The organism is Sphingomonas sp. NIBR02145, assembly GCF_027359115.1.
In the GTDB taxonomy this organism is placed as follows: Bacteria; Pseudomonadota; Alphaproteobacteria; order Sphingomonadales; family Sphingomonadaceae; genus Sphingomonas; species Sphingomonas kyeonggiensis_A.
Genome location: NZ_CP114791.1, coordinates 2,162,189 through 2,176,579 on the forward strand (window position 1 = coordinate 2,162,189; position 14,391 = coordinate 2,176,579).

Below are 14,391 nucleotides of genomic sequence, written 5' to 3' on the forward strand. Positions count from 1 at the left end.
TATTGAAAAGCGATGCCGATGCAACCGATCCGCGAAATCCAGGGCACGCCCGATGCCGAAGCCTTCCGCGCGCTGGTCGCCGGCTATGCGCCGGTGGTGCTGCGCGGGCTGGTGAAGGACTGGCCGCTGGTGGCCGCCGGTACCTCGCCACAGGGCGCCTGCGACTATCTGCTGGGCTTTGACGGCGGTGCGGCAGCGGAAGCCTTTGTCGGGCAACCGGCGATCGAAGGGCGGTTCTTCTATGCGCCGGACCTGCGCGGCTTCAACTTCGAGCGGCGCAAGGGCAGCTTCGCCGACCTGCTGCGCTACCTGCTGGCACTGCAGGGACGCGACAATGCACCGGCCGTCTATGCCGGCGCGGTGGAGGCCGGGTGGGCCCTGCCGGGTCTGACCGAGGCCAATCCGATGCCGCTGCTGGCGGGGCTCGATGCCGAGCCGCGGATCTGGATCGGAAATGCCTCGCGGATCAGCACCCATTTCGACGCATCGGACAATATCGCCTGTGTCGCCGCGGGGCGGCGGCGCTTCACCCTGTTCCCGCCCGAGCAGACGCCCAACCTCTATGTCGGCCCGCTCGACCATACGGTGGCGGGGCAGCCGACCAGCATGGTCGATGCCAATGCCCCTGACTTCGACCGTTTCCCCCGCTTCCGGGCGGCGCTGGACGCGGCACTGGTCGCCGAGCTGGAGCCGGGCGACGCGATCTTCATCCCCGCGCTCTGGTGGCACCAGGTGGAGGCGCTGTCGCCGTTCAACGTGCTGGTCAATTTCTGGTGGGCGGACGCCCCCGAACAGGACATGCGCTTCGATGCGATGATGCATGCGGTGCTGGCGATCGGCCATTTGCCGGCCGATCGCCGCGCGGCCTGGTCAGCCTTCTTCGATACCTTCGTGTTCCGCGAACATGGCGACCCCGCCGGGCACATGCCCGACGACATGCGCGGCGTGCTGGGCGAACCGACCCCGCAGCTCCGGGGATATATCCGGCAATATCTGATGCGCGGATTGCAGAAGGGCTAGGCACTCTATCCCTCTCCCGCGCGAGCGGGAGAGGGAATTCGGGAAAGGCTATTTCCCCTGTCCCGGCGCATAGGGATTGGTGATCGCCTTGTACCAGTCGAGGTCATGCGCGGGTGGCTTGTGCCCCGCCGGCAGCGGGCGCTTCGAGATCGACTGGAAATAAGCGATCGAGGCGTCGCGCCACCATAGAGCTTCCTCGTGCTGGATCGCGAGGAAGTCACGGACCTCGGCCCAGCGAGCCTCGTCGACCTTGCCGTGCAGGGCGGTCCAGTCGGCCTGCATCTTCCCGACGGCATCCACCCCCGCGTCATAGCGGGTGACCAGTTCGTCCCACAGGGTGCGGCCGGACTTGGTGCGATAGTCCCAGGGCAAATTGTGAAACCAGAGCAGCAAATTCTCCGGAATGGTCTTCGGGCTGCCCCAGGCCTTCACGACCTCGGGCGCATATTGCGAAAGCGCGTCGCTGCCCTTGGCCGTCCGATCGAACCCAATGCCGACCGCGTCCGCCTTGTGATAATAGACCGGGTTCCATTCGGGGCGGGCCAGGTCGGACACCCAGGGGCCGGGGCCGTAATGGTGGCCCGTCGCCATCAGGTGCGCGAGGCCGAGCGGGGTCATGTAATCGACCACCGCCTCGCGCGAACCCATCATCATGCGGACCACAGGGTCGGCGGCTTCCCTGCCCCAGGTCATCGCCGCCCAGTCGCGCGCGATCGCTTCGGCCTTCGCATCGGGATCCCAGGCGAAGCGGCCGAAGGCATACCAGTTAGCCTGGTCGAACTGCGAGCCCGACCAGTTGCGGTCGCTGCCGATATTGGCGACCCCGGCCATGCCGGTGGCGGCGCCGGCATCGATCGGCGTCTCGATCACCTTGGCGACGGTGCTGCCCTTGCGCGGGCGGAAGGTATCGGCCTCGAGCACCTCCTCCCACATCGTGCCGAGATAGGCGAGGTGCGTGGCGAAGCCGAGATATTCCTTGGTGATCTGGAATTCCATCATCAGCGGCGTGCGCGGCATCGCGCCGAACAGCGGATGGAAGGGCTCGCGCGGTTGGAAGTCGATCGCGCCGTTCTTGACCTGGACCAGGACATTGTCGCGGAACTTGCCGTCGAGGGGCTGGAACTCGGTATAGGCCTGCTTGTGCCGGTCCTCGGCATTCTCGGCGGCATAGACGAAGGCGCGCCACATGAGGATGCCGTGATGCGGAGCGAGCGCATCGGCAAGCATGTTCGCGCCCTCGGCATGGGTACGCTTATAGTCGGACGGGCCTGGCTGGCCTTCCGAGTTCGCCTTGACCAGCAGGCCGCCGAAGTCGGGGATGACGCTGTAAATCTCGTCGATCTTGGCCTTCCACCAGGCCTGGACCTGCGGATCGAGCGGATCGGCGGTCTTGAGCTTGCCGAGCTCGATCGGCGCGGAGAAACGCGCGGTGAGGTAGACCTTGATGCCGTATGGACGGAACACTTCCGCCAGCGCCTTCACCTTCTGCAGGTAATCGGGGCGCAGGATGTCGGCATTGGCGTTCACGTTGGTCAGCACCGTTCCATTGATGCCGATCGAGGCATTGGCACGGGCATAATCAGTGTAGCGCGGGTCCTTGTGGAGCGGCAGCTTCTGCCAGTCCCAGAGCGATTGCCCCGCATAGCCGCGCTCGACATGGCGATCGAGATTGTCCCAATGGTTGAGCACGCGGACCTTGAGCTTCGGCGCGTCCGTGATGTCGAGATTGTCGATCGGCTGGCCGGTCTGGAGCAGCTTCAGGAAGCGGAACACGCCGTAGAGCGCACCGACATCGCTGTTGCCGGCGATGATCGTCGTACGGTTGCCGGCGATCACCGCGGTGCGGATCAGATAGCCTTCCTCGCCCAGCTTCGCGAAGGGCAGGTCGAGCCCCTTGAGGTTCGGGGAATCGGCACGCGTGACCAGCACCGCGCCGTTGCCCATCAGTGTCTCGCGCTGGACGAGGTCATAACCGAACATCGCCTTGAAGCCGCGCTGCAACTCGTCGGTGGCAGCCCGGATCGTCGGGCGCGCATTGGGCGCCACCAGATGCGTGACCAGCGGCTCGTAACGCGTCTTCGCACTGGATTCGAGCGGCTGATAGCGCAGCCAGAGGTCATATCCGTCTTCGGCATGACCTTGATTCGCAAGGCCGAAACACAAAAACGCAGACAAAATAGCCAGCAATTTCCGAAGCATCGCTCTTCCCGTCTCTACGCGGTCATACGCCGCCGTTGACAAGCTTGTATCAGCGCAACAATGGTAGCGCTACCAAGCATAGTGGCGCGCGGCGACGACGCGCCGGACCAGGAAGGGGAAGCAGGGAACGTCATGGCCGAGATCGTATCCGCGCGCGTGATCGTCACTTGCCCCGACCGCAATTTCGTGACGCTCAAGATCGAGACGGCCGACGGCACGACCGGCATCGGCGACGCGACGCTCAACGGCCGCGAGATGGCGGCGGTCGCCTATCTCCAGGATCATGTCATCCCCTGCCTGATTGGGCGCGACGCGCACCGGATCGAGGACATCTGGCAGTATCTCTACAAGGGCGCATACTGGCGGCGCGGCCCGGTGACGATGTGCGCGATCGCCGCGGTCGATATGGCGCTGTGGGACATCAAGGCCAAGCTCGCCGGCATGCCGCTCTACCAGCTGCTCGGCGGGGCGAGCCGCGAGGGCTGCATGGTCTACGGACACGCAAACGGCGCGACGATCGAGGAGACGATCGAGGAAGCCGTCCGCCATGTCGAGCAAGGCTACAAGGCGGTTCGGCTCCAGGCGGGTGTGCCGGGGCTGAAATCCACTTACGGCGTCGCCAAGCCGGGCCAGCGCTACGAGCCGGCCGACGGCGCGCTGCCGACCGAAAGCCTGTGGTCGACCGAGAAGTACCTGCGCTCGGTGGCGCCGCTGTTCGAGAAGGCGCGCGAGGTGCTGGGCTGGGATGTACACCTGCTCCACGACGTCCATCACCGGCTTACCCCGATCGAGGCGGGGCGGCTGGGCAAGGAGCTGGAACCGTACCGGCTGTTCTGGCTCGAGGATGCGACCCCGGCCGAGAACCAGGCCGGCTTCCGCCTGATCCGCCAGCACACCACCACCCCGCTGGCGGTGGGCGAGATCTTCAACACGATCTGGGACTGCAAGCAGCTGATCGAAGAGCAGCTGATCGACTATGTCCGCGCGACGATGGTGCATGCGGGCGGGATCACGCACATGCGCCGGATCGCGTCGTTCGCGGACCTCTATCAGGTGCGCACGGGCTGCCACGGCGCGACCGACCTGTCCCCGGTCTGCATGGCGGCGGCGCTCCACTTCGGCCTGTCGGTGCCCAATTTCGGCATCCAGGAGCTGATGCCGCACACGGCGAAGACCGACGCGGTGTTCCCGCATGCCTATTCGTTCAAGGACGGAATGATGCACCCGGGCGATGCGCCGGGGCTGGGTGTCGAGATCGACGAGGAACTGGCTGCGAAATACGAATATAAGCGCGCCTATCTCCCCGTCGCACGGCTCGAGGACGGAACCTTGTTCAACTGGTGAGCGGGAGAGGCTTGCTGATGACTGACATTACGCGTCGTGGACTGCTGGGCGCCGGGGCGGCGCTCGCCATCCTGCCCTTCCCTGCCCTCGCGCAGGCGGTGGAGGGGATCCATGCGGTGGCGAAGACCAAGGGCATGCGCTTCGGCTCCTGCTTCGCCTGGGGACCTTCGGGGGCGGATCGCGGATCCTTCGCCAATCCGAAATATGCCGAGCTGCTCAAGCGCGACTGCGGCATCCTGGTGCCCGAGAACGAGTTCAAGTGGCAGGCGATCCGGCCCGACGCCAAGACCTTCAACCTCGATCATTTCTCCGACATGCTCGACTATGCCGAGGCCAACGGCATGGCGATGCGCGGCCACACGCTGCTGTGGCACAAGACGCAGTACTTCCCGAAATGGCTGAACGAGCATGACTTCGGCGCCAGCCCGGTGAAGGAAGCCGAGAAGATCCTCGGCCAGCACATCCGCACCTTGTGCAAGCTCTACGGCAACCGCATCGTCAGCTTCGACGTGGTCAACGAGACGGTGGAGGAAGGCACCGGCGCGCTGCGCACCTCGTCGCTCTCCAAGGCGTTCGGCGGGACCGAGGCGATGCTCGACTTCGCCTATCACACCGCCCGCGAGCACGCCCCGGGCGTCGAGCTGGTCTACAATGATTATATGAGCTGGGAGCTGGGCAATGAGGGGCACCGCTACGGCGTGCTCAAGCTGCTGGAAGGCTTCCGGAAGAGGGGGATCCCCTGCGACACGCTGGGCGTGCAATCGCATATCGGCCTGACCGGCGACGGCACGGTGGGCGCGCTGGTGAGCCGGCAGGAGAAGCCGTGGCGCACCTTCCTCGATAGCGCCACCCAGATGGGTTACAAGCTGGCCGTCACCGAGTTCGACGTGGACGACCACCTGCTGCCGACCGACGCGAAGCTGCGCGACGGGATCGTCGCCAACTATGCCGCAGCGTATCTGGAGATCATGTTCTCCTACCCGCAGCTCCGCGACGTGCTCGCCTGGGGCATGTGCGATCGCTTCACCTGGCTCAACGGGTTCAAGCCGCGCAAGGACAAGACATTGCAGCGCGCCACGCCCAATAATGACCAGTACCAGCCAAAGGCACTCCATGGGGTGATCCGGGATGCCTTTGCGGGTGCCGCGGCGCGATAGGTCGATCTTGTCCAAGATCGTTCAGGAAACTCGTGCTAGGGGCTGATTCGACGGACGAGAAAGGGGTGGGATATGGCGGCGCTGGCAGTGAGCCAGGACCCGGATTTCGAGGCGCTGCTGGGCGGCGAACTCGACACGGCCCAGCTGCACGCCCTTGCCGACCGGATCGCCGCAGCGCACCTCGCCGCGCCCAAGGGCGACGGCGCCGCCTTCCGCAAGACGCTGGCGCTGAGCGCGACCACCGACGCCCAGCGTACCGAGCTTGCCGCCCAGACCGACTCGATCGGCCGCCGCATCGCCGCCGGCCGCATCCGCGCGGTGATGGGCGAGCCGCTGGACGTGCTCCACGACCTTGCCCGCCCCGTGCTCGACGTGATGCGCGCGGGCATGGCCGGCGAGGCGAACACGCTGGCCAACCGCTATCTCGACGTCGCGCCGCAGGGAGCGACCGGCTGGGCGCTGCTGCCGCTCTATCTCTCGTTGCGCGCCAGCCTGGACGGTGATGCCGAGCTGGCCGACAGCCTGCTCGCCCCGGCCAGGCCGCGGCTGGTGGTGATCGGCGGGCTTTCGGGCACCGGCAAGTCGACGCTGGCGCGGCTGCTCGGCAGCCGGATCGGCCGCCTGCCCGGCGCGCGGGTGCTGCGCTCCGACGTATTCCGCAAGCGCCTCGCGGGCGTGAGCCCGGAAACCCGGCTGCCCCCCAGGCATTATACCCGGCATAATGACGACGAGACCTATGAGGCGCTGTTCGAATCCGCCGACGATCACCTTGCCTGCGGCAACAGCGTGATCCTCGACGCGGTGTTCATGGCGCGCAGCGAGCGCGACGTGGTGGAGGCGCTGGCCGATCGCTACCGCGCTGCCTTCACCGGCATCTGGCTGGAAGCGCCAGAGCGCGACCGGATCGCCCGGGTGAATGCGCGCGAAAACGACGCTTCGGATGCGACCGAGATGGTGGTGCGCGAACAGTCGCGCCGCTCGGTGGGCGAGATCCACTGGCACCGCATCCGGGTGAACCGCCCGCAGGAGACGATCGTCGCCGCGGCGCGCGCCGCGCTGGACCGGACCCACTGATCCGTGACCATTGCGACGCTGACGCTCAACCCGGCGCTCGACCTCACCACCTGTACCGAGAAAGTCCGCCCCGGCCACAAGCTGCGCTGCTCCCCGCCCCGCTTCGATCCGGGCGGCGGCGGGATCAATGTCGCGCGGGTCATCACGCATCTGGGCGGCGATGCGGTCGCGGTGTTCCCGAGCGGCGGACCGGCGGGCGCGACGATCGTCCAGCTGCTCGAGGAACAACGGGTCCCGATCCTGCCCGTGCCCATCAAGGGCGCGACCCGGGAGAGCTTCACCGTCGATGAAGGCCGGCCGGGTGACCAGTATCGCTTCGTGCTGCCGGGCCCCGAGCTGAGCGCCGACGAACAGGCGGCGCTGCTCGACGCGTTGTTCGGGGTGAAGGACGTCAGCCATATCGTGGTGAGCGGCAGCCTGCCGCCGGGCTGCGATCCGGCGATCCTCGCGCGGATCGGTTCGCGCTGCGCAGAGGCCGGCGTGAAGCTGGTGATCGATACCTCCGGTCCAGCCCTTGCCGCCTGTGAAGGCGCCGGTGCCTGGCTGATCAAGCCGAGCCTGCGCGAAGTCGCCGACCTGCTTGGCCGCGAGATCCACGGCGAGGAAGACGAGATGGCGGCGGCACGCGAACTGCGGAAGCGCGGCTTTGCTGAAGTCGTGGTGGTGTCGCTCGCCGAACGCGGGGCGCTGCTGGCCGGCGAAGGCGTGGAATTGCGGGTGCCGGCCATCCCGGTCGAGGCCAAGGGCACGGTGGGTGCCGGGGACTCGATGGTGGCGGCGATCACCCTTGCCGCATCGCAGGGCAAGGGGATCGAGGACGCTTTACACTATGGCATCGCCGCCGGAGCCGCGACGCTGATGACTCCCGCGACCGAGCTGGCCCGCAGGGAGGATGTCGAACGGCTTTATGCCGGAACGGCTTCGCGCGGCTGATCCGCTTCGGTGCGATAGAACAGGCCGTACATCGCCTCGAACATCTGGCGGACTTCGTCGCTGGCCAGCGAATAGAAGATCATCTGCCCGTCACGACGCGCGGCAACCATGCCCTCGCGTCGCAGGAGTGCCAGCTGCTGCGATACGGCGGTATCGCGCGCCTCGGTAAGACGTGCGAGCTCACCTACCGACTTCTCGCCATCCAGGAGATGGCAGAGCAGCAGAAAACGGCTTCGACCCGATAGCGCCTTCAAGAACGAGGAGGCGCGATCAACAACTGCGATCATTTCGTTTTTCACGGTGCGGACAGCTAGGGAGGCTAGCCCCAGGTTGCAACCGCTATCTCGCGGGAAAGACATAGGAATTCCATATAAATGTGAAGATCTTCATGTCTGGAAGTTGCTAGTCGCACTTCCCATATCCCGGAGGTGTCCACACTGTTTCCCGAGCTTTTCAGGAATCCGCTGCCACCGGGAATCGAACAGGCGAAGAATATCGTCAGCGCCGAGGAAGAAGCTGATCTGATTCGTCGGATCAATGGTTCGGCACTGGAGCCGTTCCGATTTCAGCAATGGCTGGGCAAGCGACTGACGCGCAGTTTCGGCTGGCGCTACGACTTCACCGACGCAAGTCTTTCAGAGGCGGAGCCCCTGCCCGACTGGCTGCTGCCGGCACGCGCAAGGGCGGCCGAAGCTGCCGGGCTTGCGGCGGATACCCTCGTCCAGGCGCTGGTGACGCGCTACGATCCCGGCGCCGGGATCGGCTGGCATCGCGACCGGCCGGTGTTCGAGCATGTCGTCGGGATATCGCTGGGCGCGCCTGCGGTATTCCGGCTGCGTCGGCGACGGGCCGACGGCAGGTTCGACCGCGCGGAGATCCCGCTGGAACCGCGCGGCGGCTATCATCTGTTCGGCGAAGCCCGGCACGGCTGGGAACACAGCATCGCGCCGATGGACGCCAGCCGGTGGTCTGTGACGTTCCGGAGCTTGGCTACCCACGCTCGCTAATTCTATCCGTCATCCCCGCGAAGGCGGGGATGACGGTTAAAGGTTAGAGCGCCGCGAAGTCGATCGCCCCATCCTTGTCGAGCGTCTTCGACTGGTCGGCGAGCGGGTATTTCAGCCCCGTGGCGCAGTTGAACAGCACCACCTTCTCGTCAGCCGACACCAGCCCCTCCGCCAGTGCCTTGCGCCACGCCGCCAGCGTCGCGCCGCCTTCGGGGCAGAGCAGCAGCCCGTCCTTGCGCGCGGCATCCTCCACCGCCTGGGCAATGGCTTCGTCGCTAACCGCCATCGCCACGCCGCCGCTCTCGCGCACCGCGTCGAGGATCAGGAAGTCGCCAACCGCCTGGGGCACGCGGATGCCCATCGCGATCGTGTGCGCGTCCTGCCAGCGCGTCGCATGGCGCTCGCCGGCCTCGAAGGCGCGGACCATCGGGGCGCAACCCTCGGCCTGGACCGCGATCATCCGCGGGCGCTTGCTGCCGATCCAGCCGAGCGCCTCCATCTCGGCGAACGCCTTCCACATGCCGATCAGGCCGGTGCCGCCGCCGGTGGGATAGAAGATCACATCGGGCAACTCCCAGTCGAGCTGCTCGGCAAGCTCGAGGCCCATCGTCTTCTTGCCTTCGATCCGGTACGGCTCCTTGAGCGTCGACAGGTCGAACCAGCCGCGCTCCTTCGCCCCCTGCCCGACCAGCTTGCCGCAATCGTCGATATAGCCATTCACGCGGTACACCCGCGCGCCCTGCGCCGCGATCTCGCGGACATTCACTTCGGGGGTGTCGGCCGGGCAGAAGATCACGGATTCGATCCCCACCCGGCTGGCGTAGGCAGCGGCGGCGGCGCCGGCATTGCCGTTGGTCGGCATCGCGATCGTCTTCACGCCCAGTTCCTTGGCCATGGCGATCGCCATGACCAGGCCGCGCGCCTTGAACGAGCCGGTAGGCAGCCGCCCCTCGTCCTTGACCCAGAGGTGCTTCGCCCCGGCTTCGGCGGCGAGCTTGTCGAGCGGAATGATCGGCGTGGCGATCTCGCCCAGGCTGACGATGTTCCGGGTAGCGCGAACCGGCAGCAGCTCGCGATATTTCCACAGGTCCGCCGGGCGGCGGGCGAGTTCGTCGCGCGGCAGCGCCGCCTTCGCGCCTTCCAGGTCATAGCGCACCAGCAGCGGCCGGCCGACACGCGACAGGCCGTGAAGCTGGTCGGCCTCATAGCGCTCGCCGGTCATCGAGCATTCGAGATGGGTGACGAAGGTGGGACGGTCGGCGGTGAGATTGGCGTCGTGGCGCAAGTTGCTACTCCGGGCGGGCGAGCGATTCCTCCGTCGGCGTATAGGCCGATCGTTTCCCCGGCACATCCGGAACATCGGTGGCGAAATAAACCACGCCCTTGCCCGCCGCGCGATCGACCCACAGCCCGGACTTGAGGCCATAGGCATCGCCCGAATGGCCGAAGCGCTTGGCGCCGTCGCCGACCGGATCGTCGCGGCAGCCCGGAGCGTTGGTCGCCGTGAACATCACCGCCAGGCCGTAGGCGCAGGTCGCCCCGCCGGTCGGCACCGCGACGGATATGTCGCCGCCGACGTCGCCGTTGTGGCCGTCATAGGTCCAGAGCGGCGTCTCCAGCATGCGGACCGAGCGCGCGTACAGGATGCGGGTGCCGTCGAGCGTGCCGTTGTTCAGGAACATGCGGCCGATCCGGGCGAGCCCGCGCGCCGAGATGCGCAGCCCACCCTGCGGCGCGAAGACCGCACCGTTCGCACCGGGGCGCCAGACGGCGAGGTCGCAGCTGCCATCCCTTGCCGGGGTGACCGGACAGGCGGGCGCGACACCCTGGTTGTCGTCCTTGGTCGGCTTGCGCGCGCGATACTGGACTATCGCCCGGGCAGCCGTCTCCGGCTTGCAACTCGCCCAGTTGTAACAGGCATCGAGCTTCATCGGGCGGAGGACGAGGCGATCCATCAGCCGATCGAAACGCTCGCCAGTGGCCCGCTCCATCACCGCGGCGACGACCGGGAAATTGAAGTTGGTATAGGCCCACCAGCTGCCGGGGGCGTGCTTGTCGTCCCAGGCCCTGGGGTCCTGCAGCACCGCGCGCATATCGGCATCGAGCGGCAGGACATAGTCCACCCGGTCGGTCAGGCTGGAGCGGTGCGAGAGCAGCAGGCGCAGCGTGATCGGCTTGTCCGGGAAGGCCGGGTTGCGCAGCGTCCAGCCGAGCCAGCGCGAGACATCGGCGTCGAGATCGAGCCTGCCCTGCTCGACCAGCCGCATCACACCGATGGCGACCACAAGCTTGGAGATGGAGGCGATCCGCACCGGATCATCGGCGGTGACGGGCCGCGACGTGGAAAGGTCGGCCAGCCCTTTCAGGCTGACCGAAGTTTCCCCATGCGTGTCGAAAGTGATCCGGACCGCGGCGACCGGGTCCGATGCCGCCAGCAGGAGCGCTGCGGCGATCATGCCGGCTCCTTCACGAGAGAGGGAGCCGGCATGGGCGTTACTTCAGGCTGATGCGGATGCCCGCGCGGAACTGGCGCCCGAGCATGTCCGAATAGGTGCTGTTCGCGGCGAGGCCGGTTTCCGGCACCAGCAGCGGCCAGCGGTTGAACAGGTTGGTCACGTTGATGAAGAACTGGGCCTTGTTGTCCCCGAAGTTCACCGTCTGGCTCAGGTTGAGGTCGACGTAGAACAGGCCCGAGACCTGGTTGTTGTCATAGGTCTGGTAGGTCGAGGTCGTCGTCGTGACCGGGCAGCTGGTGGTGCACTCGATGCCGGTGGCCGAGTATTTGCCGGCGCTGACGCCGCGGCCGGTGACGGTGGCCGAGAAGGTCTCGGTCTCATAGGTCGCGCTGCCGCGGAAGATCCAGGTCGGCGTGCTCGCCTGGCCGCCATTCGCGCCGACGGTGTTCACCGCCACCTGGCCGGCGATGCCGGTGTCGGACAGGTTCTCGATATAGCGCGTCGCGACACCCTTGAGGGTGAAGGCGTCCGAGCCGACCGGGATGCGATAGGCCATGTCGAAATCGATGCCGCGCACCAGCTTGCGCACGAAGTTGAACGGCTGGCTGCGGATCAGCTTGTACGGCGCCGTCGGCGTCGAGCGGACCGGATCGTCGCTGATCGCGGCGCAATAGTCGGCAAGGCCCTCGGCGCAGCGGTTCATGATCTCCTGGGCGCTGATCGAGTCGATCGCCCCTTCGAGATCGATGCGGAAATAGTCCGCCGAGGCGGTGAAGCCCGGCAGGAAGCGCGGCGAGACGACCGCGCCGATATTCCACGAATTGGCGATTTCCGGACGCAGGTTCGGATTGCCGGTGACCAGGCCCGAATAGCCGAAGGTCTGCGGGCCGTTCAGGCCGTCCGCCGTGTACTTCGGATTGCGGACGGAATCGCTGTTGGCGGTGCCGGCCTGGTAAAGCTCGTTGAGGTTGGGCGCGCGGATGTCACGCGAGCGGGTCACGCGGAAGCGGATGTCCGGGATCGGCGCCCAGGTCGCACCCAGCTTCCAGGTGGTGACATAGCCGGCGTTGGAATAGTCGGTCGCGCGGACCGCGCCGTTGAACTCCAGCCCCAGGCCGAGCGGCACCACCGTCTCGAGATAGGCTTCCTTCACGCTGTATTCGCCGGTGAAGGGCAGGTAGTTGCCCACCGACCACGCATTGGTGGTGCCGGTGGTGGTGATGACCGGCTGATATTCCTTCGGCACGCTGCCGCGGATCTTCTCCTTGCGGACTTCGCCGCCGACCGAGACGCTGACGTCCCCGGCCCAGGTGGCGAACGGCGTGACCGACCAGTTGGTGCCGGCGACATATTGCTCGAGCACCTGGTCGCGATACGGGTTGCCGAGCACATAGTTGATCGCCGCCGGATCAGCGACGCCGACGCCGAGGCGGTTCAGCGGCACGCAGTTCGGATCGTCGTTGGTGGTGCTCGTATCGACGTTGATCAGGCACTGGATCGAGCCGGTCGCATAGCCGCGGGCATTGCCTGCGGGCGCGAAGGCAGCGGCGGTCGCATTGGCCATCCGCGTATTGTGCATGATGTTGCGCAGTTGCTCGCGCACGTCGGAGCGGCCGTACTGGGCATAGACTTCCCAGTGCGCGGCCTTGCCGAACGCTTCGAAGTCGCCATTGGCGCCGACGACATAGCGCTGCACCTTGCGCTCATTGTCGATCGCGCGGAACGGCAGGTCGGCCGCGGTGGTCGCCACCGTCACGCTGGTGACGCCGGCAAGCCGCGACGCGCCGAGCGCCTGGAGCGCGAAGGCGTTGCAGGTCACCGGAACCGGCACGGTGGTGCAGCCGGTGGTGTTGTAGGTGATGCCGGTCGACAGGTTCGGGCCCGCGTTGAAGAAGACCTTCTGCTTGTTGTACGAGCCCTCGGCGAACAGCTCGATGCCGTCGGCCACTTCGTAGCTCAGCCGGCCGAACACGCCCCAGCGATCGTCCTTCGGCATCAGGCCGATGCGCGTGCCGGAATCATTGACCTGCCACGACCCGCCCTGGGTGACGCTGGGCGCCGAGGAGCCGGCCGCGCGGGTGAAGGCCGGGAAGGTGAACGTGCCATAGTCGAAGGTGTTCACCGCGCCGCCATAGCCGAAATACAGGCCGCGCAGCGCGTTGGCGGTGGTGCCGGCCGAGCCGGTGATCAGGCCGCCCGGGGTCGAGTTCGACGCGCCGACCTGGCGCTTGGTGGTGAAGTAGCGGTTGAAGGTGCTGCTGCCCGAAACCCAGGCGGGGTTCTCCACGCGGACATAGCCGGTGTGGTTCCATTCGCGATCGTCACCGACCTCGAAGATGCCGTCCTGATGATCGATATTGGCGCTGAGCAGGATGTGGCCGCGGCCACCGGCGAACGACTTGCCGCCCGCGATGCTCGCCGAGTAATTGCCGCCGTCGCCATAGGTGGTGATGCCGGTATCGGCCTCGATCTTCAGCCCCTCGAGCTTCTTGTTGAGGACGAAGTTGACCACGCCCGAGACCGCATCCGAGCCATAGGCCGAGGAGGCGCCGCCGGTGACGACCTCGACGCGATCGACCAGCGCCTGCGGGATCGTGTTGATGTCGACCCAGCCATAGATGGTCGAACCGACCGAGCGGCGGCCATCGAGCAGGACGAGGACGCGGCCTTCGCCGAGGTTGCGCATGTTGAGCGCGTTGATGCCCGCCGAGCCGTTCGACAGGTTCAGGCGCGAATTGGCCGGCTTGGTCGAGCCGGCGAGCTGCGGCAGCTGGTTGACGAAGTCGGCGATGTTGTTGGTCGGCGAGGTGTTCTGGATGTCCTGCTGGGTCAGCACGGTCAGCGGCGTCGGAGCCTGGAACCCGTCGCGGCGGATGCGCGAGCCGGTAACGAGGATCTCGCCCTCTTCGGCAGGTGCCGTCTGCGCCGTGGTCGCCTGCGGTTCCGGAGCCGCGGTCTGTGCCCAGGCCGGCATCGCAGTTGCAATCGCCGCGATCGCCGAGCTGCCCGCAAGTAGCTTCTTAAACGCCTTTACTTCGATCATGTCGCCAATTCCCTGATACCCGCAACTCCCGTGCGGTGAGGGAACATTAGGTACCAAGAATGTTGCGCAGCGCCATAATTTCTGTTCCCGGCGCCATAACCCGATGGCATCCGACGGGACGAGCCGGGGCCTGATTCCGGCGACCCGACGGTCCCTGC

11 protein-coding genes are annotated in these 14,391 nt (G+C 66.5%); 6 read left to right on the forward strand and 5 right to left on the reverse strand.

The genetic code is table 11. The annotated features are described in order from the left end of the window. The first annotated feature begins 12 nt into the window (after positions 1-12). Entirely contained in the window at positions 13-1,020 is a 1,008-nt protein-coding gene (locus O3305_RS09555) for a cupin-like domain-containing protein (protein ID WP_269576179.1), read from the forward strand. Between the two features lie 48 nt (positions 1,021-1,068). On the opposite strand, the gene O3305_RS09560 is transcribed toward O3305_RS09555, so the two are convergent. Then, complete coding sequence (locus O3305_RS09560) at positions 1,069-3,219, reverse strand: alpha-glucuronidase family glycosyl hydrolase (protein WP_269576180.1); 2,151 nt, start codon at positions 3,217-3,219, stop codon at positions 1,069-1,071. Between the two features lie 132 nt (positions 3,220-3,351). Between O3305_RS09560 and manD the strand changes: the two genes are divergently transcribed. The 4 genes from manD (at position 3,352) to O3305_RS09580 (ending at position 7,727) form a co-directional block, all read left to right on the forward strand. Continuing rightward, entirely contained in the window at positions 3,352-4,563 is a 1,212-nt protein-coding gene (gene manD, locus O3305_RS09565) for a D-mannonate dehydratase ManD (protein ID WP_269576487.1), read from the forward strand. Positions 4,564-4,580: 17 nt separating this feature from the next. Further along, positions 4,581-5,720: an endo-1,4-beta-xylanase gene (locus O3305_RS09570; protein ID WP_269576181.1), complete on the forward strand. Its 1,140-nt coding sequence runs from the start codon at positions 4,581-4,583 to the stop codon at positions 5,718-5,720. A gap of 72 nt (positions 5,721-5,792) precedes the next feature. Beyond that, complete coding sequence (locus O3305_RS09575; protein ID WP_269576182.1) at positions 5,793-6,794, forward strand: P-loop nucleotide/nucleoside kinase family protein; 1,002 nt, start codon at positions 5,793-5,795, stop codon at positions 6,792-6,794. A 3-nt stretch (positions 6,795-6,797) separates the two neighbouring features. Then, positions 6,798-7,727 carry a 1-phosphofructokinase family hexose kinase gene (locus O3305_RS09580; RefSeq protein WP_269576183.1) on the forward strand — a complete coding sequence of 310 codons (930 nt, stop codon included), beginning with the start codon at positions 6,798-6,800 and terminating at the stop codon, positions 7,725-7,727. Here the strand turns inward: O3305_RS09580 and O3305_RS09585 are convergent. Further along, positions 7,700-8,026 (reverse strand): ArsR/SmtB family transcription factor, encoded by a 327-nt coding sequence (locus O3305_RS09585; protein WP_269576184.1) that lies wholly within the window; start codon positions 8,024-8,026, stop codon positions 7,700-7,702. The two genes, O3305_RS09580 and O3305_RS09585, sit on opposite strands and share 28 nt — an antisense overlap. 129 nt (positions 8,027-8,155) lie before the next feature. Between O3305_RS09585 and O3305_RS09590 the strand changes: the two genes are divergently transcribed. Next, positions 8,156-8,734 carry an alpha-ketoglutarate-dependent dioxygenase AlkB gene (locus O3305_RS09590; RefSeq protein WP_353739231.1) on the forward strand — a complete coding sequence of 193 codons (579 nt, stop codon included), beginning with the start codon at positions 8,156-8,158 and terminating at the stop codon, positions 8,732-8,734. Positions 8,735-8,777: 43 nt separating this feature from the next. Here the strand turns inward: O3305_RS09590 and O3305_RS09595 are convergent, their stop codons facing one another. The 3 genes from O3305_RS09595 to O3305_RS09605 are packed head-to-tail and all read right to left on the reverse strand — an operon-like array spanning position 8,778 to position 14,233. After that, the gene (locus tag O3305_RS09595) at positions 8,778-10,019 is read right to left on the reverse strand and encodes a threonine synthase (protein WP_269576185.1); all 1,242 of its coding nucleotides are present in this window, start codon (positions 10,017-10,019) and stop codon (positions 8,778-8,780) included. A gap of 4 nt (positions 10,020-10,023) precedes the next feature. Further along, a complete protein-coding gene (locus O3305_RS09600) occupies positions 10,024-11,190 on the reverse strand; it encodes a serine hydrolase domain-containing protein (RefSeq protein WP_269576186.1) in 1,167 nt (388 codons plus the stop codon). Between the two features lie 37 nt (positions 11,191-11,227). Then, positions 11,228-14,233, reverse strand: a complete 3,006-nt coding sequence (locus tag O3305_RS09605; RefSeq protein WP_269576187.1) for a TonB-dependent receptor plug domain-containing protein — start codon at positions 14,231-14,233, stop codon at positions 11,228-11,230. Positions 14,234-14,391: the final 158 nt, after the last annotated feature.